This is a genomic window from Komagataeibacter melomenusus (assembly GCF_013155395.1).
Lineage (GTDB): Bacteria > Pseudomonadota > Alphaproteobacteria > Acetobacterales > Acetobacteraceae > Komagataeibacter > Komagataeibacter melomenusus.
Genome location: NZ_JABJWC010000017.1, coordinates 43,867 through 67,849 on the forward strand (window position 1 = coordinate 43,867; position 23,983 = coordinate 67,849).

The 23,983-nt window shown below is 63.3% G+C and carries 18 protein-coding genes and 1 pseudogene; 11 read left to right on the plus strand and 8 right to left on the minus strand.

The features are described from left to right. Positions 1–99: 99 nt before the first annotated feature. The gene (locus tag HNW77_RS08470) at positions 100–1,827 is read right to left on the minus strand and encodes a carbohydrate porin (protein WP_172156877.1); all 1,728 of its coding nucleotides are present in this window, start codon (positions 1,825–1,827) and stop codon (positions 100–102) included. Between the two features lie 509 nt (positions 1,828–2,336). Here HNW77_RS08470 and HNW77_RS08475 point away from each other — a divergent pair. Both HNW77_RS08475 and HNW77_RS08480 read left to right on the plus strand, forming a co-directional pair. Further along, positions 2,337–3,488 carry a sensor histidine kinase gene (locus HNW77_RS08475; RefSeq protein WP_276592080.1) on the plus strand — a complete coding sequence of 384 codons (1,152 nt, stop codon included), beginning with the start codon at positions 2,337–2,339 and terminating at the stop codon, positions 3,486–3,488. Positions 3,489–3,548: 60 nt separating this feature from the next. After that, a complete protein-coding gene (locus HNW77_RS08480; RefSeq protein WP_172156878.1) occupies positions 3,549–3,773 on the plus strand; it encodes a hypothetical protein in 225 nt (74 codons plus the stop codon). Between the two features lie 6 nt (positions 3,774–3,779). Here HNW77_RS08480 and HNW77_RS08485 read toward each other — a convergent pair whose 3' ends face one another. After that, positions 3,780–4,685: a LysR family transcriptional regulator gene (locus HNW77_RS08485; RefSeq protein ID WP_172156879.1), complete on the minus strand. Its 906-nt coding sequence runs from the start codon at positions 4,683–4,685 to the stop codon at positions 3,780–3,782. A gap of 118 nt (positions 4,686–4,803) precedes the next feature. On the opposite strand from HNW77_RS08485, the gene HNW77_RS08490 reads away from it, so the two are divergent. The 3 genes from HNW77_RS08490 (at position 4,804) to HNW77_RS08500 (ending at position 9,879) form a co-directional block, all read left to right on the plus strand. After that, positions 4,804–6,516 (plus strand): NAD-dependent malic enzyme, encoded by a 1,713-nt coding sequence (locus HNW77_RS08490; RefSeq protein ID WP_172156880.1) that lies wholly within the window; start codon positions 4,804–4,806, stop codon positions 6,514–6,516. Positions 6,517–6,745: 229 nt separating this feature from the next. Continuing rightward, a complete protein-coding gene (locus tag HNW77_RS08495) occupies positions 6,746–8,824 on the plus strand; it encodes an FUSC family protein (RefSeq protein ID WP_172156881.1) in 2,079 nt (692 codons plus the stop codon). A 104-nt stretch (positions 8,825–8,928) separates the two neighbouring features. Continuing rightward, the gene (locus tag HNW77_RS08500) at positions 8,929–9,879 is read left to right on the plus strand and encodes a LysR family transcriptional regulator (protein ID WP_172156882.1); all 951 of its coding nucleotides are present in this window, start codon (positions 8,929–8,931) and stop codon (positions 9,877–9,879) included. A 4-nt stretch (positions 9,880–9,883) separates the two neighbouring features. Here HNW77_RS08500 and HNW77_RS08505 read toward each other — a convergent pair whose 3' ends face one another. Together HNW77_RS08505 and alr are read right to left on the minus strand one after the other, a co-directional pair. Continuing rightward, the gene (locus tag HNW77_RS08505) at positions 9,884–11,140 is read right to left on the minus strand and encodes a D-amino acid dehydrogenase (RefSeq protein ID WP_172156883.1); all 1,257 of its coding nucleotides are present in this window, start codon (positions 11,138–11,140) and stop codon (positions 9,884–9,886) included. Further along, positions 11,140–12,321 (minus strand): alanine racemase, encoded by a 1,182-nt coding sequence (alr, locus tag HNW77_RS08510; protein WP_172156884.1) that lies wholly within the window; start codon positions 12,319–12,321, stop codon positions 11,140–11,142. The genes HNW77_RS08505 and alr overlap by 1 nt, the downstream gene beginning before the upstream one ends. A 135-nt stretch (positions 12,322–12,456) precedes the next feature. Here alr and HNW77_RS08515 point away from each other — a divergent pair, with 135 nt between their 5' ends. Next, positions 12,457–12,900 carry an Lrp/AsnC family transcriptional regulator gene (locus tag HNW77_RS08515; RefSeq protein ID WP_130731805.1) on the plus strand — a complete coding sequence of 148 codons (444 nt, stop codon included), beginning with the start codon at positions 12,457–12,459 and terminating at the stop codon, positions 12,898–12,900. A 141-nt stretch (positions 12,901–13,041) separates the two neighbouring features. Here HNW77_RS08515 and HNW77_RS08520 read toward each other — a convergent pair whose 3' ends face one another. From HNW77_RS08520 to HNW77_RS08530, 3 genes are all read right to left on the minus strand, one after another. After that, positions 13,042–15,363, minus strand: a complete 2,322-nt coding sequence (locus HNW77_RS08520; RefSeq protein WP_172156885.1) for an AAA family ATPase — start codon at positions 15,361–15,363, stop codon at positions 13,042–13,044. Positions 15,364–15,864: 501 nt separating this feature from the next. Then, on the minus strand, positions 15,865–16,311 hold the full coding sequence (locus tag HNW77_RS08525; protein WP_172156887.1) for a hypothetical protein: 447 nt from the start codon (positions 16,309–16,311) through the stop codon (positions 15,865–15,867). Between the two features lie 135 nt (positions 16,312–16,446). After that, entirely contained in the window at positions 16,447–17,259 is an 813-nt protein-coding gene (locus tag HNW77_RS08530) for an MIP/aquaporin family protein (RefSeq protein WP_172156889.1), read from the minus strand. A 456-nt stretch (positions 17,260–17,715) separates the two neighbouring features. Here HNW77_RS08530 and glpD point away from each other — a divergent pair, with 456 nt between their 5' ends. The 5 genes from glpD (at position 17,716) to HNW77_RS08555 (ending at position 23,823) form a co-directional block, all read left to right on the plus strand. Continuing rightward, a complete protein-coding gene (gene glpD / locus HNW77_RS08535) occupies positions 17,716–19,278 on the plus strand; it encodes a glycerol-3-phosphate dehydrogenase (protein WP_172156891.1) in 1,563 nt (520 codons plus the stop codon). A gap of 78 nt (positions 19,279–19,356) precedes the next feature. Continuing rightward, positions 19,357–20,856 carry a glycerol kinase GlpK gene (glpK, locus tag HNW77_RS08540; RefSeq protein WP_172156893.1) on the plus strand — a complete coding sequence of 500 codons (1,500 nt, stop codon included), beginning with the start codon at positions 19,357–19,359 and terminating at the stop codon, positions 20,854–20,856. A gap of 34 nt (positions 20,857–20,890) precedes the next feature. Continuing rightward, on the plus strand, positions 20,891–21,877 hold the full coding sequence (gene glpX / locus HNW77_RS08545) for a class II fructose-bisphosphatase (RefSeq protein ID WP_172156895.1): 987 nt from the start codon (positions 20,891–20,893) through the stop codon (positions 21,875–21,877). Between the two features lie 51 nt (positions 21,878–21,928). Continuing rightward, positions 21,929–23,035: a class II fructose-bisphosphate aldolase gene (fbaA, locus tag HNW77_RS08550; protein WP_172156897.1), complete on the plus strand. Its 1,107-nt coding sequence runs from the start codon at positions 21,929–21,931 to the stop codon at positions 23,033–23,035. Positions 23,036–23,064: 29 nt separating this feature from the next. Continuing rightward, positions 23,065–23,823 carry a DeoR family transcriptional regulator gene (locus HNW77_RS08555; protein ID WP_172156899.1) on the plus strand — a complete coding sequence of 253 codons (759 nt, stop codon included), beginning with the start codon at positions 23,065–23,067 and terminating at the stop codon, positions 23,821–23,823. A gap of 49 nt (positions 23,824–23,872) precedes the next feature. Here the strand turns inward: HNW77_RS08555 and HNW77_RS17715 are convergent. Beyond that, positions 23,873–23,983 (minus strand): annotated as a pseudogene (locus HNW77_RS17715) (IS5/IS1182 family transposase); the annotation flags it as partial.

The following is a 23,983-nucleotide window of genomic DNA, read 5'->3' on the forward strand; positions in this document are numbered from 1 at the left end:
TTGTCATGATGTGTCACATAATTGCAACAAATTCGCATTCTCATTAACGGTGCATAAAAAACCCCGCGCCGTTCCGGGCGCGGGGCAGGAGCCACATGGCTAGAGGTTGGCGATGACCTTCAGCCCCACGAGGGCCGCGTTGGGGATGTGCTTTGTCTCGCCGGGGCGGATCATGTATTCGAATTCCGGCTGCACCAGTATGCCGGGCATGGCGTCAATGGCGTAATAGGCCTCGATGATGTGGGAGTCCGTCTGCGGCGCGCGCACCGAGGTGCCGAGCGAATAACCGGCCTCGTAACGCAAAATCTGCCCTTCCTCCTTGCGGTGGCTGACATGGTACCACGAATACATGATGCCCAGCCGGTCGGTCACGCGCGATGGAATGACGCCCGCGAAGGACAGGCCGCCATAGGCTTCATCCGAGATGGACGTGACATGCGGCGTGTTGTGGATGTAGCCCGCCATCAGGTAGCCACCGGCCATCTGGTTGCGCCCGCCGCGGCGGTAGACCATCTGGTCGCCTTCAAACCAGAACATGTCCATCGGCGCCGAGCGCTGGTGGCCTGCCGCCGTGCGCAGGGCGGCGGGCAGGCCGATGCCGATCTCGTCGGGGTAGCGCGTGGTGTCATGCGCATAGCCCAGCACGTAATGGCCCGGCAGGCGGTTACGGGTGAGAAAGGGCTGCCACGTGAACTCGACTGGCAGCATCACGCCGGTTGCCTTCTCGCTGCCCCAGGCCCAGCCGCTGGGGTTGTCGCTCAGCGCATTGACCGAATAGGCGCCGAACTGGATGGCCGTGTCACGCGTGGGGCGCAGGCGCAGGCGGCTGCCCCATGTGGCCTTGGGGTAGACCGAAAAGCCGGGGTCGAGCTTGAGCGCCACGGGAGCCGAGCAGGTGACCATGAACGAGCACAGCAGCGGCGATGTGGCAAACACATGGGTCAGCGCCATGCGGCCGAAGCTGATGTCGAGATGGTTGTTCAGCAATTTCTTTTCGGCATAGAAGTCAACCAGATGCGCCACAACGTTGCCCGACAGGCCATAGACTTCCTGCAAGTTGACGTAATATTCGCCCACCCGGTCATGGCTCACGGCATGGCCTGCGCGTTCCATCACCAGCGTATGGACCGACCAGCCCTTGATTCCGGCCATTTTCTCCAGGTCAAAGTTCACCTGCGCGGTCAGTTCATGCACGTAGCTCATGCCCCGCTCCACGCCGCCATCGATCACGCCCATCGCCTCGCCCTTGTAGGTGAAGGCAAAGCTCACGCCGTGGTCGCGCAGGCGCTTGCGCAGCGGGTCGAGCAGCGGCACCAGGTGGCCGCTGCCTGCGGTGGGCACGTAGTACGGGTCTTCCAGGTCGGTGTCATGCTGGGCATCGATCCAGCCGGGCAGCAGGCCGGAGGGGCCTTCATGGTGCGTCAGCGCATCGAGTTCGATCTGGTGGAAGGTCTTGCTCGCACCGGGGCTGCTGACGGGGGCCACGCTCATGGTGGCCAGGCCGGCAGAGGGGTAGACCGGCACGCCGCTGGGCGGGATGGGCGTGTTGGGTGGCCTGCGGATGGCCTCGGGCTGCGGGCCAAGCCGCTCGGCATCGAGGCGCATGCTGATCTGTTCCTCCTGCGTTACGCCGGTCGAGGGCATGGCCGAGACCGCGCCGGGCGCCATGATGGAGGGCACTGTCCGCATGCTGGGATCGACCGCCTGGGCATGGGCGTGGCGGGGCAGGGCCAGCGCGGTTGCGCCTGCGGCCAGCAGCCACCCCCATGCAGGAGGGAACAGCGCGCACGCACGCCTGCTGGCGTGTGGGGAAGTGTGTCTTGTCATGTCTGTCGATTTTCTCGCGGCCCGGTCCGTTACGGGACGGGGCAGGAATGCCGGGAAAAGGGGATGCAGGCCTCAGCCGGGGGGCTGGACCATGAGCGTGGCGGGAAAAACGACAGGCGCGCGGTTGCGCGGGAGGGACTGGGTCATGATTTGAGGCACCATTGTTCTTGTTTTTTAGAAGAGTGTTTAAAATAAACCGCCGGTAAGAATAAAAGTTTTCAGGTCCCGTCTTTTTACAGGCGGTGTTGTGGCAACGCTTTCGTGAAAAACGTTATCTGACTACCGTTGCGGCCTGCGGGTGTTTTGGGGCAGGCTTTTTCAAACAATCTTCAGGCTTGCGGGAGCATGGCCTAAAATTATAAAATTGTCAAACAACTCATAACTATATTAATTTTGCGATGCACAAATTGTAATTTTCTTTCGCATATCATTGATGTTTCCGCTGTTCTCCCATTCATGGTATCGCGCCTGTGGTGCCGTGGGGCAGGCTCGCGTAAGGGGAGAAGGGTGTGTCGGCGCTGGTGCTTGTGGTGATGGGTTTCGCGGCGGGGGCGCTGCTGGGGGGGTATGGCGCGTGGCGTTATGGCGCGGTGGGGCGGCTGTCGGGCTACCCCGCGCGCCTGCAGGCCGAACCCGTGGGCACGGATGAGGATACGGTGCAGGTCGACGACCTGCCTGTATCGCTGCTGGTGCTGGCACGCGGTGGGCGGCTTTTACATGCCGGTGCCCGCGCGCAGGTGGAATTTGCCGAGGGGCTGGGCATGTTCGTGCGCCACCCCGCCCTGCAACGCGCCGTGGCCGAACTGCGCCCCGGCGGGGTAACGGAGGTGACCATCGAGGCCGACGTGCCGGTGCGCCGCGTGGTGCAGGCTTTTGTCAGGGCCGGGATATGGCACGGCCAGCCCGCCTGCGTGGTGGTGCTGCTGGATGCCACGGCGCGTGATGCGCTCGATCGCGCGCGCAGCGATTTCGTGGCCCATGCCAGCCATGAACTGCGCACGCCGCTGGCCGCGCTGATCGGCTTTATCGAGACCCTGCAGGGCCCGGCGGCCAATGATGCCACGGCGCGGCATAAATTCCTTGCCATCATGGCCCGGCAGGCCAGTCGCATGCAGCGCCTGATCGACCGGCTGCTCTACCTTTCGCGCGTGCAGATGCTCGAGCACCAGCGCCCGCAGGGCATGATAGCGGTGAGCGACCTGTTTGCCCGTTTCAATGATGAAGTGCAGGGCAAGCCCGAGGCTGATCGCGCGGCCCTGGTGCTGCACCCCGCCCCCGCAGGCACGTTGCGCGGCGATGCGGACCAGATCCTGCAGGTGCTGGTCAACCTGAGCGAGAACGCCCTGCGTTATGGCAGGCCACAACCCCCAATTGAACCGCGCATCGAAATCGCGGCACAGTGGCAGGAGACTGGCGGCCTGCTGCTCTCGGTGCGTGACAACGGGCCGGGCATCGCCCCGCAGCACCTGCCGCGCCTGACCGAGCGATTCTACCGTGTCTCGCCCGCGCCGGGGGCAGGGGGCGAGCAGGGCACGGGGCTTGGGCTGGCCATCGTGCGCCATATCGTTGATCGCCATGGCGGGCGGCTCGACATCACCAGCGCGCCGGGGCAGGGGACCTGTTGCACGGTCTGGTTGCCGGGCAGTGCGAATGCCCTGTAATTATCGATCCTGACTGCTTTCGGAGGCGCTGTTTTGTGCATAAGGGTCTCTTCATGACAGATGCCGCGACATATCTCGCCCGGTTCATCAAGTCCCTGGAAAAGGGCGATCAGGCTCGAAGGCACGGCCAATATCGCCCCGCTCGGCATCCGGCAGTCAGATTCGCATGATTGCCTGCTCCGGTACGCGCTTCTCACGCCGCCGGACGAGGATGATCTGGAAGCGCTCTCCCTGATCGGGACGGAACTGGTGTGCGTCTGTCGCGCGCCCACCCGGCCCGGCTGATGGGGCCTATGTGCCGAAATAGGCCTGCCGCAGTTCCTTGCGTACGAAATCGAGGAACAGCCGCGTGCGTGAGGGCAGGTGCGTGCGTGAGGGATAGACCGCGCACAGCGTCACGTCCTCCCACCTGTAGGTGCTGAGGCATTCGATCAGCCGGCCGCATTTCAGGTCATCGGCAATGTCCCACAGCACCTTGAGCGCAATGCCGCGCCCGCTCACCGCCCAGTCATGCACCACCTCGCTGCTTGATGTGGCAAGGCGGGGGGTGACATGCACTTCCTTGCGCGCCTTGCCATCAAAATACACCCATTCGTTAAAGATGCGCTGGCGGCGGATCAGGCAGATGCAGTCATGCTTGAGCAGGTCGTGCGGCGTGGCGGGCAGGCCCTTGCGGTCACGGTATTCGGGCGCGGCACAGACCACGCGGCGGCTGTTGATCAGGCTGGTGGTCATGACTTCCTGATCGGGCGGCATGCCGGGGCGGATGGCGATGTCCAGCCCGTCGTCAATCACGTCCAGCCCGGCATCGGACAGGGTAAGCTGCACCGTCACCTCGGGGTACTGCTCCACAAAGGCCGCCACCACGCCCGCCAGCATCTTGCGCCCGATCTCCGATGGCACGCCCACGCGCAGCAGCCCGCGCGGAATGCCCGCGCGCGCGGTCAGTTCGGCTTCCGCCTCATCCACTTCCTGCATGATGCGCACGGCATGCTCGTGCAGGCGCTGCCCTTCCGCCGTGAGCGCGAAATGGCGCGAGGTGCGGGTGACCAGCCGCGTGCCCAGCCGGGCCTCCATGGTGCTCAGCCTGCGGCTCATGGCCGCGGGCGAGAGGCCCATGGCGCGCGCGCACCCCGCAATGCTGCCCGCCGCGGCAAGGATGCAGAAAAATCTCAGGTCACTGATTTCATCGGGCAACTGGCGGCTCCATGATTGCGTTTGGCGTACGGTTGGCGTGCACACCCATGCCCTACACGAAGATGTGCAGATCCGTATCCTGCGCCTCTTTCAATCGTTATCACAATGTCGGGTCATTATGTCGGATACAGCGCGGACCATGCTTTCCTCTTCCCTCAAAACGGCTTTGTCTGGCAGGGAACTTCTGGATTGCCCTGTGCTGAACAAGGGAAATGCATTCGACAGGCGTGAACGTGACCTGTTCGGGCTGCATGGCCTTCTGCCTGCCTCCGTCGCCACCCTGGCCGAGCAGGCCGACCTCGCCCGCGCCCGCCTGGCTGCCCTGCCGGACAATTTTGCGCGACATATTGCGCTACGCGAAATCCAGGACCGGAACGAAACCCTTTTCTACGCCATTATCGACGAGGCGCTCGAAGCCTGGCTGCCCATCATCTACACCCCCGCCATTGGTCGGGCGTGCCGTGAGTTCAGCCATATCTGGACCCGCCCGCGTGGCCTGTTCCTGAACTATGCCGACCATCGCGGCCGCATTGCCGAGATTCTGGCCAGCCCGCAATTCGATGGCGTGCGCGTGATCGTTGCGAGCGATGGCGGCAGCATCCTTGGCATTGGCGACCAGGGGGCCAATGGCATGGGCATCCCCATTGGCAAGCTCTCGCTCTATACCGCCTGTGGCGGCCTCGACCCCGCCCGCGCGCTGCCTGTCCTGCTCGATGTGGGCACTGATAACGAGACCCTGCTGGCTGATCCCGAATATATCGGCTGGCGGCACGCCCGCGTGCGCGGCGCGCAATACGATGCCTTCATTGCCGAATTCGTGCAGGCCGTGAACACGCGCTGGCCTGACATCGCCCTGCATTGGGAAGATCTTTCGGGTGCCGACGCCCTGCGCATCCTGCGCCGTTATCGTGGCGACATGTGCACCTATAATGATGATATCCAGGGCACGGCAGGGGTGACCGCCGGTGCGCTGCTTGCGGCCATCAGGGCAGGCGGGGCGGCGCTGGATGCGCAGAAGATCGTCATTTTTGGCGCGGGCGGTGCCGGATGCGGCATTGCCGACCTGCTGGCGCAGATGATGGTGGCGGGCGGCATGACGGCGCAGGAGGCGAGCCGCCGCTTCTTCATGGTTGATATCAACGGCCTCGTGCGCGAAGGCATGCCGGGCGTGACCGAGGGCCAGCAGCCCTTCGCCCAGCCTGCCGATGTGGCATCGGGCTGGCGCGTGGATGATGCTGCCCATATCACCCTTGCCGAGGTCATGGCCCATGTGCAGCCCACCATGCTGATCGGCACATCAGGGCAGGGCGGGGCGTTCACGCGCGAGATCGTGGCCCCCATGGCGCGGCAGGCGGCGCGGCCCATCATCTTTGCGCTCTCCAACCCCACCGCCAATATCGAGGCCACGCCTGCCGATCTGCTGGCCTGGACGCAGGGCCGCGCCATCATCGGCACGGGCGGCCCGTTCGCGCCGGTGGACTATGCCGGACGTATGCGCCCGGTGGACCAGATCAATAATTCCTACGTCTTTCCCGGCGTGGGGCTGGCGGTTGTGGCCGGTGGCATCACGCGCATGACCGACGGCATGTTTCTGGCCGCAGCCCACGCGCTGGCTGCCCTTTCGCCCGCGGCCGGGGCTGCCGACCCCACCACCGCGCCGCTGCTGCCCCCCGTATCGGAACTGCGGCTCGTGGCTACCGCCGTTGCCCGCGCCGTCATCATGCAGGGGCAGAAGGAAGGCGTGGCCCCGCAGGCTTCGGCGCATGAAGTCGAGGCGGCCCTGGGCGATGCGGTATGGACCGCGCGCTATCGCCCGTATGAGAAAGCCTGAAGTCTGGTCGCCTGTGTGCGGGCAATGCCTTGATGCCTGATGATGAAAGCCCCCCGGTGCCGCCTTTTTTGCGGCGTTCCGCCAGCAGCGCGAGCGCGACGGTCCCGTGCCTGCTGGTCGTAACGACCATGCATGCGGTGGCGGGTGGATGCGGGCCATGTGCCGCACGCCGCCCGACCCGATGGGGAGCCGCGTTCTGAGGCCGCCATGCAGGCGCAGGCGGGCCTAGATGGATCTGCCCCACTTCCTCATGTCCAACCCGGTCGCCCGGCTGCGCTGGCCACCCGCAATGGACTGGCTGCGCTGGCTGGTTTGCCCCACGCCGCAGGCGGTGGGTTTTGCGCTGCGCAATACGGCGGCCTCGCTCATCGCCCTTGCCATTGCGCTGTGGATGGAACTTGACAGCCCGCAATGGGCGGTGGCCACCGTGTGGTCGGTCGCCCAGGTGCGACGTGGGGAGAGCATGTCCAAGGCGCGGTGGCGCATCGTGGGCACGCTGGTCGGCGCGGTGGCGGCCGTGGTGTTCATCGGGGCGTTTCCGCAGCAGTCATGGCTGTTTTTCCCCGCTGTTGCGACATGGATCGGGCTGTGCAGCTTTCTGGCTACGTTCTGCCTCAACTTCCGCTCCTATGCGTTCGTGCTGTCGGGCTATACGTGCTCGATCATTGCGGTGGCGGCGGCATCCCAGCCCGATAACGTGTTTTTCATCGCCATGTCGCGCGCCAGCTATATCGTGCTGGGCGTGGTGTGCGAAGCGGCGATGGCGGTGCTGTTCACCTTCAACCTCGCCACGCGCGCGCAGGCCACCATGGTGGGGCAGGTAGAAGACGTGCTGCACCGGCTTGGCGGCCTGCTGCGCGAGATCGTGCTGCATGAGCGCGACACGCTGGTCCATGCCGGTGAGTTTTCCGACATGCTGGTCTCGGTGCATCAGGGGCTGGAGTTCCCGGCTATCGAGATGGGGCGGCAGGTGCGCGCGGGCGATCATGCCCGCGCGGTGCTGGCCGAGGTCTCGATTCTGGTCACGCGCCTTGTCGGCCTGTCTGGCGGCACGGAGCGGGCCATGCTGGCCGATGATGCAGCGCTGGCCGATACGCGTGGCCAACTGCTGCATCTGTGCGACCGGCTGGCCACCTGCCGCCTGGAGGCAGGCGCGCTGGATGATCTGTACGCGCAGGTCACGCATCTGCATGCCCTGTTCGCGCAGCGTGCGGCACGCGGCACGCATGAAATGGCCCGCGTGACCCATGGCGTGCTGGCCGCCACCATGGATGACCTGCAGACAGCGCTTGACCACGCCCACGCCATTTTCAGCCCGCCGCCGCATGACCGCTTCCGCTTTCACCTCGGCGGCCACCGTGATATGCGCCTGGCATTCCATAACGGGCTGCGTGGGGCCGTGGCCATCATGCTTGCAGCCTTTGTGTATGAATGCACGGCATGGCCCGGCGGCATGGGGTTCATCGCCATCACCACGCTGGTGTGCGGGCTGTTCGCCACGCGTGAGAACCCGGTGGTGGCCACTACGCGCTTCCTGTCGGGCGCGGTGTGGTCGGCCGTGGCGGCGGGGTGCCTCAGCCTGTGGCTGATCCCGTATCTGAGCGATTATGAGGAACTGGCCTTCGTGCTGGGCCTGTTCCTGTTCGTGGGTGGGCTTGCCAAGTGCAACCGGGGCACGGCGGGGGCGGCTGCGGCCTACGGGCTGCTCATGCCCAACCTGCTCATGACCGGCAACCAGAGCCGGGTGGATGAGATCGCCTTCCTCAACAACGCGCTGCACACGGTGCTGGCCGTCGGGCTGAGCGTGCTAGTGTTCCGCCTCGTGCTGCCATTTCGCGCACGGGCCGAGCGGCTGCGTTTTGGCGCGCATATGCGTGGCGAGTTGCGGCGGCTGTGCCTCGTGCCCCTGCTGCCTTCGCCCCAGTGGTGGATCGGCACGAGCGTTGACCGGATCGGGCGCATGGTGCGGCATGCGGCGCAGGCGGGCGATCATACGGCGGGTGGCGGCATCCGGCTCATGCTCATGTTCTCCTCCGTGGGGCTGAACATCCTGCTGCTGCGCGGGCTCAAGCGCCAGCGGCGCGACAGCGCGACGGACATCATCACCACCTTGCTGCGCGCGCTGGTGCGCTACCGGCCCATCAGCCCGCGCGGGGTGGCCGTGGTGCGGGCGGCGCGCAGGCGGCTGGCCCGGCTGGAAAAGGCCGACCCCGGCAATGGCCGCCTGCTTGAGGTGCTGGCCTGCCTTGATGGCATAGCCCGCACGGCCACGGCCTGCCTGAGCGCCATGGAAGCGGGGGTGGAATGACGGCAGGAAAAGTTTTTGGCAAGGTTGTGGATTGGTCAAATCCGGTTTTTTAGGATAATCGCTACGCATCCGGTCCGGTCTGGCCAAGGGGAGACACACGGAGCATGAGAAAACGCTATGATCTCGACCTGCTCCGCAGCCTCCAGGCCCTGATCGAGGAGGAAGGCGTCTCGCACGCGGCGCGCAGGTTGCAGATGAGCGAGGCCGCCATGAGCCGCAGCCTTGCCAAGCTGCGCGTGGTGTTCAATGACCCGATTCTGGTCGCATCGGGGCGGCGCATGGTGGTCACCACCTTTGCGCTCGGCCTGCGCGAGCGGTTGCGCGCCATTGTCGATGGTGCCGATTCACTGCTTGAAGAGCAGGACACCCCCGATATTGCCAGCCTGTCGCCGCATTTCATGCTGCGCGCCAATGACCTGATCGTGGGCGCGTTTGGCGCGGCCATCCTTGCCGCCCTGCGCCATGACTGCCCCGGCTGCACCCTGACCTTTGTGCCCGAGACGGATGAGGAACCCAGCAACGCCCTGCGCGAAGGCCATATCGACCTGTATCTGGGCGCATCGGATGACATGCGGCCTGAAATACGCCGCCAGAGCATCTTCCCCACCGCGTTCCGCGCCCTCGTGCGGGCCGATCACCCCATCCTGGCGGAAGGGATCACGCCGGACTCCATCGCGCGGTATGAACATATCAGCGTATCGCGCCGGGGCAGGCTGCACGGGCCGATCGATACGGTGCTCAAGGAGCAGTTCGGCCTGCGGCGCCATGTGGTGATGGTGGTGCCCACCTATTACGCCATGGTCGAGACCCTGCGCATGACCGACATGATCCTGCCGCTGCCCGGCATCGCCATCGATTACCTGCCCATCCGCTCCATGCACCTTGCCGCGTTCGAATTTCCCTTCGCACTGCCCACGGTGCATTCCTTCCAGGCGTGGCACCCGCGGCGCGATGGCGACCCGGTGCATCGCTGGCTGCGCAATACGGTCTATCGCGTCGTGCGCGCGCGCGGCGAGGGCCCGCCGGAGGGGTTTGCGCCCCCGGCAGGCCCGTGAGGGGTTACTGCCCGTAGCGTACGATGCCCAGGTCCTCATGCGGGATGTCGGGCATGCGGCCGGAGATGATGTCCGCCAGAACCTTGCCCGAGCCGCAGGCCATGGTCCAGCCCAGCGTGCCGTGGCCGGTGTTGAGGAACAGGTTGTCGTATTTGGTGCGGCCGATGATGGGGGTGCCATCGGGCGTCATGGGGCGCAGGCCGGTCCAGAACCGCGCGGCGGGGATGTTGCCGCCACCGGGGAACAGGTCGGTCACCGAGTGCTCCAGCGTCTCGCGCCGCGGGGCGCGCAGTCGGGTGCTGAAGCCCGCAAGCTCCGCCGTGCCGCCAATGCGGATGCGGCTGCCAAGGCGGGTGATGCCGATCTTGAAGGTCTCATCCATGATGGTCGAGACCGGGGCGCGCTGCTCGTTCACGATATCGGCGGTGAGCGAGTAGCCCTTGACCGGATAGATCGGCAGGTCGAGCCCGAGGCGGCGCACCAGCGCGGGCGAGTAGCTGCCGAGCGAGACGACATAGGAATCCGCCACCATCCGGCCCCGGCTGGTCTCGATGCCGGTAATGCGGCCGCCATCGGCGGTCATGGCGCGGATGTTTGTATCGTAATGGAAGGTGACGCCCGCTTCCGCCGCCTTGGCCGCAAGGCGCTGGGTGAACAGGAAGGCATCGCCCGTCTCGTCACCGGGCAGGCGCAGGCCGCCCACGATCTTGTGCGCCGATGCGGCCAGCCCCGGCTCGGCCTCGATGCAGCCCTCGCGCGTGAGGACCTGGTAGGGCACGTTATACTGCTCAAGCACGCGGATATCGCCTGCAATGCCGTCAAGCTGCTTTTGCGTGCGGAATACCTGCAGCGTGCCCTGCTGGCGGTCATCATAGGTGATGGCGGTGGTGGCGCGCAGGTCCATCAACATGTCGCGGCTGTATTCCGCAATGCGCACCATGCGGCCCTTGTTGCGGTCATAGGCGCTTGTGGTGCAGTTCTCGAGCATCTGCACCAGCCACTTCCACAGATGCGGGTCGGGCATGGGCCAGAACACGAAGGGGCGGTATTTCATCAGCAGCCACTTGATGGACTTGAGCGGCACGCCCGGCCCGGCCCATGGCGAGGAATAGCCCGGTGAGACCTGTCCCGCATTGGCGAAGCTGGTTTCAAGCCCGGCTTCAGGCTGGCGGTCAACAACCGTGACCTCATGGCCCGCCTGCGCGAGATACCATGCCGATGTCACGCCAACGACACCACTACCCAGTACGATGATTTTCATTACACGGAGGCCTTGTTCTGGCAGGGAGAAGCATCGCACGCGACGGGTTGCCGGTATGTGCGATGGAAACGTGAACCCAGTGCGGTCAGCACTTCGTAGCCGATGGTGCCTGCGCCGTGCGCCACCTCGTCCACGCTGCGGCGCGGGCCGATCATGTCCACATGCGTTGCGGCGTCGAGCACGCTTTCAGGTACGTCATTGACATCCACCGTGGTGGAATCCATGGAAATGCGCCCCAGGATGGGCAGCCGGTAGTCACCCAGCCATGCGCAGCCATCCCTGGCCCCGCTGCGCAGGAAGCCATCGGCATAGCCTATGCCCAGCGTTGCAATGCGTCGCGTGCCGGTTGCATGCCATGTCAGGCCGTAGCCCACGCCATCACCCGCGGCAATGACGCGGCGCTGCACGATGCGCGCGCGCAGCCTGACCGTGGGGCGCAGCGGGTTGGGCGCCTGCGCATTGGGGGCGAGGCCATAGAGCGCGGCACCGGGGCGCACGAGATCGAAATGGTAATCCGGCCCGAGAAAAATGCCCGATGAGGCCGAAAGCGCGCATGGTGCCGCGGGCAGCCGGGCGGCCATGGCGCGCAGCCGGTCGCGCTGCATGGCGTTGGCCGGGTTCGCAGGCGTGTCGGCGCAGGCGAGGTGGCTCATGACCAGCTTCGTGTCGATGCCCTCAAGCAGGGCGGGGGCCTGCGCCAGTGTCGCCACATCCGCCTCCGACAGGCCAAAGCGCGACATGCCGGTATCAACCTGCACGGCGGCGGGCAGGGCCTTTTGCGCCTGCGCGGCATGGGCGCGCCAGCCCGCCAGTTGTTCCATGCTGTTGAGCACGGGCAGCAGGGCGTGGCGGGTGAATAGCGCCTCGGTGCCGGGCATGGGGCCGTGCAGCACAAAAATCCGCACGCCGGGCGAGACATGCGGGCGCAGGCGGATGCCTTCTTCCAGGTGGGCGACAAAGAAAACCCGCGCCCCGGCCTGTTCCAGCACGGGGGCGACCCGGTCCGCGCCCAGGCCATAGGCATCGGCCTTGACCACGGCGGCACAGGTGGCCGCACCCGTGCGGGCATCGAGCAGGCGGTAATTGGCGGCGATGGCGTCCAGGTCGATTTCCAGTGCGGCACCTGCACCGGCGAAGGCCCAGCCTGAAGCCATGGGCTGGGGGAAGGGCAGGTCAGGCATGGCGCTTACTCCATCGGGCGGAACATGACTGATCGTATGCGGATGGTAATAAAATGTCCTGTCGTTTTGTGCATGATCATGCAATTAATGAGCGCTCAGACGCAATTATATGCGAAAATAAGCGGAAAATTCACCATGCCCTTCGATCGGCTGACAGATGCCATCCTGCGCCACCTCCGCCATGATGGCCGCATGAGCAACGCCGACCTTGCCCAACGGGTGGGGCTGTCGCCCTCGGCGTGCCTGCGCCGCGTGCGCATGCTGGAAAAAGAGGGGGTGATACGGGGCTATCGTGCCCTGGTGGATGAGCGCTCGGTTCATGGCATGACCACCGTTATCGTGCAGATCACGCTGGAACGGCAGACGGAGGAATGCCTCCGCCGCTTTGAAGCCCGCGTGCGCGAATGCGCCGATGTGCGTGAATGCTACCTGATGACAGGCGATGCCGATTACCTTGTGCGGGTCGAGGCGCGTGATGCGGCGGACTATGAGCGCATCCATAAGGAGGAACTCTCGCGCATGCCCGGCGTGGCCCGCATCCAGAGCAATTTCGCCATCCGCACCGTGGTGCAGCGCTAGAGCAGATCCAGTTTGAATGGACCCATTCGAACTGGTGAAGATGCCCGATAAACAATGAGTGAGAGCAATTCCACTGAGCCAGGGTTCAGTGGAATTGCTCCAGGCCACCCTGCCACGGTGCGCGGGGTGGCGCGGCGCGGCTTAGGCGCGGGCCATGTTGTCTTCCTGGTCATCCGCCACGGCTTCCACGTAGCGCTTGAAGGTGCGCAGGTCGCCTTTGAAAACCTCGGCAAGCGCGCGCAGTTCAAGGGTGGAGAGATGGTACCAGCCGGGGCGCAGGCCGCGCTCGGCTTCGATTTCGCGCATCAGGTTGGCAGCGATGGCGGGCATGTGCTCAGGCTGCGGGGCCTCGAGCGGGATGATGGTGCAGCGCGAGCGCAGCGCCGGGCTGACCCTGTCGAGGTCATTGACGGTAAACACCCATGACAGCCACGACAGGTCGGCATCGAGATCGAGCCAGAAATCGCGGAAATGTTCCGCCTCCTTCTTGTCCGCCACCGCAAGCAGCGCATCCTGCAGGCAACCGTGCTGGGGGTTGTTGCTGACCTTGTCCACTTCATCAAGGATGAACGCCATGTTCGGGCAGCGCGTCATGGCAATGCGCTCGAGCACCTGTGATGGCCCTGATTCGGAAAAGCCCTTGTGGTTGCCGGTCAGGTAAAACGTATCATGAATACTGGCGACGTTCTTGGTATCGAACGGCAGGCCGATATGTTCAAAGAACCCGCGCGCCAGGCTGGTCTTGCCGCATCCGGAGGGGCCTGCCAGCATGATGGGCCGGGGGCGGATGAATTGGCCAAAGCGCTGCCTGCCATTGAACACCCGGGCCATTTCGTTGATGGCATGCACGGCGTGGGGGAAGCGCGCGCAAAGGGGCGCCATGTCCAGCGTTGTCGGCTCGGCAAGGGGCAGGGGCCGGTTCAGTTCGGCAAACAGGGCAATGCGGTTATTGGTGCCCTTGCGGCCTGCGTGCCTGTTGATGAGATCCTGCGGCACGGGCGTGGGGAAAACGGTCACGCATGTTTTGTCAACCGGCGGATCAGGCTGTTTTGGGGGGGCTGTTTGCGCCCTGGGGGCCGGGCGGCGGGGAAGTTGCACGGCTTCCGGCTCATCAGACGACTCATCAGAAAAGAAGTTCTCCAGAAAATCCTCGCTGTCGATCACGTCAAGATCGAGGAACGGGGCGCTGTCATCATTCTTGTTCTGGTCATTCATGATGGATTCAACTGCCTTTCTGCTGAGATATGTCTGGTGGTCAACCGCGTTTCTGAATTCCTTGAAATTCTCAAAGAAAGCAGGGATTACGTGCATCTTCCCAAATAGATTTCTCCTGTCGGGGCGTGGGTGGAAAGTTCTGAACAGCGCCAGCGCCGATCGGGCCATGCTGTCGCTGTTCAGGCATTCTGCGGGGAAAGTATTGTCAAGGCATTGGCCTTCAAGAACATAACCAGATCCGTATGTATCATTGAGGCGGTTATATTGACCGAAAATATGGCCCATGATCCGCAGGATGAAGGATTCATCAATCTGCCTGATCCTGTTGCGGTCGGCCTCCGGGCCGACAAAGGCAATGGCCGCAAGCGCGGTTTCCTTGAGGATATCGCGAATGGTGTAATTCGTTTCGGAAGAACGGATGAAGACAGTCTGTTCCGTCTCGCACTGATACCCTTTGAGCAGCACCCTGTCATAGAAATCCATTCTTTCATCAACCATGCTGATGAAAGAAAGCTTCTTCAGGTCCTCTCGGTAAAAGGGCATGTCCGCCAGCGGTTCTTCGCCATCCATAAGCCGGAGGCACCATGCGCCTGTTGCGTTGATGTCATGATCAGGGGCAGGATATTGGCCAGTATTGTCATATGGCCTGATGCCCAGTTCTGAATAAAGGACCAGCGCCCGGACCATATCCTTAAACACGGAAAGGTCATCGCTGTCCTCATCCTGCACGGCGGCGATGTATTCCTTTGTCCTGTGCAGGCCGATCATGACACGTTCGATCACCAGCGCCCAGTCGGCAAGGTTTACGTGGTATGTGTCATGATCGTCACTGACATTCATGTGCATGGTCTTGTTCAGATCACGCAGGCACGCGACAGGCATGCGGTCCGTACTGTCACAATAGGTCAGGAGCGCATCCATGACGTGGCAGAGCAGGGTATGGTTTGTGGCATAAAGGCATGCGACCGCTGTATTCCCGCTGTCCTTGTGGTCCAGCGCATACATATTGTCCCGGCGCAGGAACGGATTGACCCGACACTCATGCAGCTTGTCAACGATTGCGGTAATCAGTAGCGACAGGTCGATATCGCTGTCCTGATCGAAGTATTCGGCCGACTGGGCATTGCCGCCGTCAGGCGGGGCGGTTCTGGTAACCGGGGCAGGGTTCTCGGCCCGATATTTACGGATGAACTGGTCCGTGTACTCGCAGATTGCACGGCGTACGGCGTGCTGTTGATGTTCACGCATACTAAAGTCCGGGTCGCGTGGCAGGATGCGCATGTAACTGGAAACACGGCTCAGCAACAGGAGTGAGGCTATGATGTCATTCCTGAAGTATTTCCTGAACTTTTCCTGTTCTTTTAAAATATCTACTGGAACAAAATCAAATTTTTCCAGAAGAGTTGCGGATTTTCTGAGGGGTGCGGCAAACTTATGTTTGAAATAATTAAAGATGTCTTTTTGAATTGTCGCCTCCCCCTCGTCGCGTTGTATGCCATCTGGTGCAGCTAACTGCATATTCGTGGGGGGTGGTGCATGCGAACTGGCTACATTTTTTTATTGCTTTTGTCAACCCTCTTTATCGTTAGTATAGCATAAACCATGATGATTATTGGTATTGCCGCTGGTTATATAAAATAACATATCAACATTATAAAAATATGAAATTCCTTGTGAAAATATGGAACACGCCGCAGGCTCACGCCAGGACATGTTGCAAAACGCAAGAAAATTCTGGCCAGGGCATGCTCAGGCCCAGAGCATCTCTCCGGTGGGCCACACGCGGGCAATGACCTGCTCGGGCGCGTTTTCATGGGTCAGGACACATGTTCTGTCACAGGCGCGGGCGAGGGTGGTCATGAAGTGCCGCAAGTCACGCAGGGCATGGCCTGATTGCACGCTGCGCGGGTCGAGGTCGAATTCGATCTGTTCCGGGCTGAAGAAGTGACAGGCATAGACGGCCTTGCCCATATGGCAGGCAAGGGTCACGGCATGGCTGCGTGTGGCAGTGAATATGGCCGTAACGGTGGCGGGCAGGGGCGCGGAGGTGCCATCAAGCTGGTAGTCCAGCCCGGCGGGTTCGTGCCGCAGGCTGGTGAGCACGCGCTGCCAGTCCGCCATGGTGGCGGGCATGACGTAAATATCGCGCAGCGCCCCATCCCACCTGAAATGATGCCGCCGTGCTGCCCAGTCCATGACTCCACCTGAAAGATGCTGCAAGACACAATATTGATAAAAAGCCCCAAGGGCACCGCCCTTTGAAAAAAAGGCGGTGCCCAAAAACTTTTAGCACATCCTATCCGCAATGTGTCGCAGGTGTGGTTTTGTGGCTTACGGCGCAGGCGGGATGGACGGCGCGGCGCTGCGCGGAATGAACGGGCGGATCAGGAACTGGTAGCACCCCGCGCCCACCACCCCGCCAACCAGCGGTCCGGCAATGGGCACCCACCAGAAATTGTCCGGGCCGGGCAGGGCGGACCCGCCCCAGCCTGCCAGGAAGCAGAACAGCCGTGGCCCGAAGTCACGCGCGGGGTTGATGGCCCAGGCCTCGAGGTAGCCCGAACAGGCGCCGATGCTGGCAACCAGCAGCCCGATGATCAGCGCGCCCGAATTGGCCTGGGGTGCCACCGTGTTGTATTCACACGTGATGGCGAAGATGCCGAAGACCAGCAGCCCGGTCAGGATGATTTCATCAACAAAGGCATGCAGCGGCGTAATGCCCTCGCCTGGATGGGTGAAGAACACCCCTGCTGCCCCGCCACCCGCGCGGGTGAGGCCATGGGCTGCGTTGTAATGCTCGATCACGGGCTGGTACAGCGTATAGACCAGGGCCGCCCCGATCATGCCGCCCAGCACCTGTGCTGCGCAGTAGCCGGGCACCTTGCGCCACGAAAAGCCCCGGTAGAGCGCCAGCGCCAGTGATACGGCAGGGTTGGCGTGCGTGCCGGACACGCTGCCGGTGATGTAGATGGCGATCGTCACCCCAAGCCCCCATACAATGGCCACCCCCCAATAGGCCTGCTTGTACGGGCTGGGATCGTACAGCGCGTACATCGCGGCAACCGAATCACCGATCAGCACGATGATCATGACCGCGATGCACTCGGATATGAGTTCACCCAGGAATTGTCTGTTTTTCAGCATTTTAACCCACTTTATTCTTTTATTATCATTCGATGGGAAACGGCTGTTGGCCTTATGGCCGGTTTGCAGCCCTGACATGTTCTTAAACGAACATTTATCGCCGGGGAAGAGGCGCGTGCGATCCGTCGGGTCAGTGTGTCTCCTTTTTCCATATATTTCATTATATTTCATGAAATTTCTCCAACATTCCGGATTCGGGGGCAGGTGATGCTGTTATGGGGAAGGAAAGGGATAGGCGGGGGGTTGCGGGACAGGATGCGCGATTTCGCACATGCACAAAAATCGCCCTGGCATATAAATTACTCGGAATGGCGAATTTGTGGCTAATGCCGGGCACTATCATGCATTGAAAAAGGAGGAATTATTTAAGCATGCGGCACGAAAAATGTGCGCGTGCCCTCTTGAATCGATCAGAATGTTCGGTTACGAACATATGCATCAGGAGGAACATTGACTATGGCGTCCATGGACGAAACATTCCGCACCGCTGTGGCACCGGGTGGCCTGCTCGACCTGCTGGTCGTGGGCGGGGGTGTGAACGGCACGGGCATCGCGCGCGATGCCGCCGGGCGCGGCGCATCGGTCCTGCTTGTCGAGCAGGATGATCTGGCCAGCCACACCTCATCGGCCAGCACCAAGCTCATCCATGGCGGCCTGCGCTATCTGGAATATTATGAATTCCGTCTGGTGCGCGAGGCGCTGATCGAGCGCGAGAAACTGCTGCGCATAGCCCCCCACATCATCTGGCCCATGCGCTTCGTGCTGCCCTACACGCCGCAGGCGCGCCCGGCATGGATGCTGCGCCTTGGCCTGTTCCTGTACGATCACCTCGCACCGAACATGACGCTGCCCAAGTGCAAGTCGCTCGACTTCCGCACGTCGTCGGCGGGCCAGCCGCTCAATGGCAAGCTCGCCCGTGGCTTCGCCTATTCCGATGGCTGGGTGCAGGACAGCCGCCTTGTCGTGCTCAACGCCATGGATGCCAAGGCGCGTGGCGCCGATATCCGCACCCGCACCCGCATGGTGCAGGCCCGTCGCGTGAATGGCGTGTGGGAAGCCGATATCGAGAACATGCTCGACGGCACCACAACCACCGTGCGCGCCCGCGTGCTGGTCAATGCCGGTGGGCCGTGGGTGAGTGAAGTGCTGCGCGAGCGCGCGCAGGTGGCGTCCACCAAGAACGTGCGCCTCGTCAAGGGCAGCCACATCGTGGTGCCGCGCCTGTTTGACGGGCCGCAGGCCTATATCCTGCAGAACCCGGACAAGCGCATCGTCTTCGCCATTCCCTACGAGCAGAAATTCACCCTCATCGGCACGACCGACGTGCCGTGGACACAGGCCCCCGGCCAGGTCGAGATCTCGCCCGAGGAAATCAGCTACCTGTGCGAGAGCGTGAGCCGCTACTTCACCAAGCCCGTAACACCCGCCGATGTGGTGTGGAGCTACGCCGGCGTGCGCCCGCTTTATGATGACGCGGCCAAGAACGCCTCCGCCGTGACGCGTGATTACGTGCTCGATGTCGATACGCAGGGCAACCAGGCGCCCATGCTTTCCATCTTCGGTGGCAAGATCACCACCTACCGCCGCCTGGCCGAGCATGCGATCGAGAAGCTCCAGCCCTTCCTGCCCGTGCTGGCGGCGCCGGGCTGGACGGCGGACAAGGTACTGCCCGGCGGCGATCTGGGCGAGGGCGGGTTCGAGGGCGCACTGGCCCGCCTGCGCGCGCAGGCCCCGTTCCTTGGCCCGGAGCTGAGCTGGCGGCTCGTGCGCAACTACGGTTCGCGCGCCACCGAGATCGTAGGCGATGCCCATGGCATGGAGGACATGGGCGAACTGTTTGGCGCGGGCCTGAGCGTGCGCGAGGTGGAATACCTGATTGCAAACGAATGGGCGCAGACCACGCAGGACATCCTGTGGCGTCGCTCCCGCCTGGGCCTGCACGTGACCGATGAGGACACGGCCCGGCTTGATGCCTACCTCAAGGCCCGCAAGCCGGGCACGGCGCCTACTTCCGCCTAAACAGCAAACAATCAGGCCGCAGGTGTGACACGCCTGCGGCCCAAACTCGCATCCGCCCTGTTGGGGCAGGAGAAGATAATGAACAAGAAGAACAGAATTCTCGCCATCGACCAGGGAACGACCTCGACCCGCAGCATCGTGTTCGACCGCGATATCACGGCCATTTCGGTCGCCCGCATCGAGTTTGCCCAGCATTATCCCAGCCAGGGATGGGTCGAGCACGACCCGGAGGAAATCTGGTCCAACGTTCTCTCCACCGCGCGCGAAGCCATTGAAAAGGCAGGCGGCCCCGGCGTGATCGCGGGCATCGGCATTACCAACCAGCGCGAAACCATCGTGGTGTGGGAGCGTGCAACCGGCAAACCCATCCACCGCGCCATTGTCTGGCAGGACCGGCGCACCACGCCCGTCTGCGCACGCATGCATGAGCAGGGGCTCGAACCCTTCGTGCGCGAGCGCACCGGCCTGCTGCTCGATCCCTATTTCTCGGCCACCAAGATCGCGTGGATTCTTGACAATGTCGAAGGGGCGCGCGCGCGGGCCGAGAAGGGCGAACTGGCCTGCGGCACCATCGACAGCTTTCTTCTGTGGCGGCTGACCGGCGGCCGCGTGCATGCAACCGACACCACCAACGCCGCGCGCACGCTCCTGTTCAACATCCATACCTGCGCGTGGGATGATGAATTGCTGGCCCTGTTCAGGGTGCCGCGCGCCATCCTGCCTGAAGTGAAGACCAACAGCGAGGTGTTTGGCGAGACGACGCCAGAACTGTTTGGCGAGCCGCTCAAGGTGGCCGGCATGGCAGGTGACCAGAATGCCGCCATGGTGGGGCAGGCATGCTTCCGTCCCGGCACGGCCAAGGCGACATATGGCACGGGCTGCTTCGCGCTGCTCAATACCGGCACCACGCCCGTCATGTCCGAAAACCGGATGCTCACCACCATCGCCTACCGCATTGGCGCGGAGACGACCTACGCCCTCGAAGGCTCGATCTTCGTGGCGGGTGCGGCCATCCGCTGGCTGCGCGACGGGCTGAACCTCATCACCCATGCCTCCCAGACCGATGACATGGCCACCCGCGTGCCGCACAGCCACGGTGTGTACATGGTGCCCGGCTTCGTGGGCCTTGGCGCGCCCCACTGGGACCCTGATGCCCGCGGCCTGATATGCGGCCTCACGCTTGATGCCACGGCAGCCCACATTGCGCGCGCGGCCCTGGAATCGGTAGCCTACCAGACCAAGGACCTGATGGACGCCATGCATGAAGATGGCGGCGGCAAGCTCAACGCACTGCGTGTTGATGGGGGCATGTCGGTCAATGACTGGTTCTGCCAGTTCCTGGCCGATATGCTCCAGACCCCGGTGGAGCGGCCCCGGCAGGTCGAGACCACGGCACTCGGGGCCGCCTTCCTTGCGGGGCTGGCAACCGGGGTATGGGAAAGCATCGCCGAACTCGAAGGCACCTGGACACGCGGGCATCTGTTCCGCCCGACGATGGACAAGGCGCAGCGCGATACTATGGTAGCCGGATGGCATGTGGCAGTCCGCCGCACGCTCAGTTCCACCGTTGCTGCGTAATCAAGACCACAGACGAACAGGAAAAGAGTGTTTCATGACCACCACACGGCATAATCCCTATCAGGTTACCGATCGCAATCTCGCCCTTGAACTCGTGCGCGTAACCGAGGCGGCTGCGGTCGCCGCATCGGCGTGGACCGGTCGTGGCCTCAAGAACGAAGCCGATGGCGCTGCGGTGGAAGCCATGCGGCGCGCGTTCGATACGGTGGCCATCGATGGCACCGTGGTGATCGGCGAAGGCGAGATGGACGAGGCGCCGATGCTGTTCATTGGCGAGAAGGTCGGCTCGGGCGGACCGGGCATGGATATTGCCGTGGACCCGCTGGAAGGCACCAACCTGTGCGCCAAGAACCTGCCCAATGCGCTGACCGTGGTGGCGCTGGCCGAAAGCGGCAACTTCCTGCACGCGCCTGACATCTACATGGACAAGATCGTGGTCGGCCCCTACCTGCCCGAAGGCGTGGTCGATCTCGACAGCACCATCGAGGCCAACCTCAAGTCACTGGCGCAGGCCAAGAAATGCGCGGTGTCCGACCTCATGCTCTGCACGCTCGACCGTGAGCGCCATGAGGAACTGATCGCCCGCGCGCGTGCCGCGGGCGCGCGCGTGACCCTGCTGAGCGATGGTGACGTGGCCGCCGCCATCGCCGCCTGCCTTGAGGACAGCGAGATCGACATCTATGTCGGCTCCGGCGGCGCGCCCGAGGGCGTGCTGGCCGCCGCCGCCGTGCGCTGCGTGCATGGCCAGATGCAGGGCCGCCTGATGTTCGAGGATGACGAGCAGGTGGCGCGCGCGCGCAAGATGAACCCCGGCGCCGACCCCTCGCGCAAGCTGGCGCTCGAGGACATGGCGCGCGGTGACGTGCTGTTCTCCGCCACCGGGGTGACCGGCGGGGCGCTGCTCCACGGTATCCGCCGCAACGGCATCCGCACGGTCACGCATTCGCTGGTCATGCGCTCCAAATCCGGTACCATCCGGTTTGTGGAAGGCCACCACGATTACCAGACCAAGACCTGGTGAGCAGTATTTCATCGATTGCATAACAACAAGAACAGGCAATAGAGGAACGACATGACCAATACAGCACACACCGCCTCGAGCCGCCTGGGCCTGCGCCCCGGCGTGGTGACGGGCGCGGATTACCGCCGCCTGGTCGAGACCTGCCGTGATGAGGGCTATGCCCTGCCGGCGGTCAACGTGGTGGGTACCGACAGCATCAATGCGGTGCTGGAGGCGGCAGCGCGCAACCGGGCGGATGTCATCATCCAGCTTTCCAACGGTGGTGCGCGGTTCTATGCGGGCGAGGGCATGAAGGATGCCGATCAGGCCCGCGTGCTTGGCGCGGTGGCTGCGGCCCGTCATGTCCATACCGTGGCGGCGGCTTACGGCGTGTGCGTGATCCTGCATACCGATCATGCCGATCGCAAGCTGCTGCCGTGGATTTCCGGCCTGATCGACGCCAGCGAGGAAGCGGTGAAGGAAACCGGCCGCCCCCTGTTCTCGTCGCACATGATCGACCTTTCGGCTGAACCGCTGGAAGACAACATTGCCGAATGCGCCCGCTTCCTGCGCCGCATGGCGCCGCTGGGCATCGGGCTGGAAATCGAGCTTGGCGTGACCGGCGGCGAGGAAGACGGCATTGGCCATGACCTTGATGATGGCGCGGATAACGCCCATCTCTATACCCAGCCCGAAGATGTGCTGAAGGCATACGAGGCGCTTTCCCCCCTGGGGTTCGTCACCATCGCGGCCTCGTTTGGCAACGTGCATGGCGTGTATGCGCCGGGCAATGTCAAGCTGCGCCCCGAGATCCTGCGCAACTCGCAGGCGGCGGTGGCCAAGGCCACCAATCTGGGCGAGAAGCCGCTGGCGCTGGTGTTCCATGGTGGCTCTGGCTCGGAGCAGGCCAAGATCACCGAGGCGGTCTCCTACGGGGTGTTCAAGATGAACATCGATACCGACATCCAGTTCGCCTTCGCCAGCAGCGTTGGCCGCTACGTGCATGAGCACGCGGAAGCCTTCAGCCACCAGATCGCGCCTTCCACCGGCAAGCCGACCAAGAAGCTGTATGACCCGCGCAAGTGGCTGCGTGTGGGTGAGCAGGGCATCGTGGCGCGGCTCGAGCAGTCCTTTGCCGATCTCGGGGCCACGGGGCGCAGCGTGGCGCGCGCCATCTAGGACCGTATGGAAGGGGAGTAACAGGCAACGTGTCAGCAGAAGACCGTCACCGGGAAATTACCGCGCTGGTGCGTACCCAGGGCTATGTCTCCAACGAGGATCTGGCCCAGAGGCTGAATGTTGCGGTCCAGACCATCCGCCGCGATGTCAACCTGCTTGCCCGTCGCGGGCTGGTGGCGCGGCATCATGGCGGGGCGGGTCTGGCCTCGTCGGTCGAGAATATCGCCTATTCCGAGCGGCAGGTGCTCAACCGGCGGGCCAAGGAAGCCATTGGCACCCTTGCCGCCCGCCAGATCCCTGACAACTCATCGCTTTTCGTCAGCATCGGCACTACCACCGAGGCTTTTGCCAAGGCCCTGCGGCGGCACAAGGCGCTGCGGGTCATTACCAACAACCTGCACGTGGCCACCCCGCTTTCCGCCCAGACCGATTTTCAGGTGATCGTGACGGGGGGGCAGGTGCGGTTTTATGATGGCGGCATTACCGGTTCCACCGCCAGTACCTTCATCGAGCAGTATCGCACCGATTTTGCCGTGATCGGCATCAGCGGCATCGAGGATGATGGCACGCTGCTCGATTTCGATGCCGATGAGATCAGCGTGGCCCAGGCCATGATGCGCAATGCAAGGCGTGTCTACCTGCTGGCCGACCAGACCAAATTCGGCCGCAGGCCCATGGGGCGGCTTGGGCATCTTTCGCATGTGCACGGTTTTTTTACCGACCGGCAGCCCTCCGAGCAGATCTGCGCCATGCTGCGCGCGCATGATGTGGAACTGCACATCGCCTGATTGTGGATAAAAGTTTTTGGTGAAGCTTTTTTCCAGGGCCTGTTGGGAATTATCGTGAATTGATGATTGCAGCGGAGAGATAAATCATCGCTGCGAATGATCTGTCTGTCTTGTCGCTCCGCGTGGCGATACGCTTGAACTCCTTGAGCTTGCAGAAGAA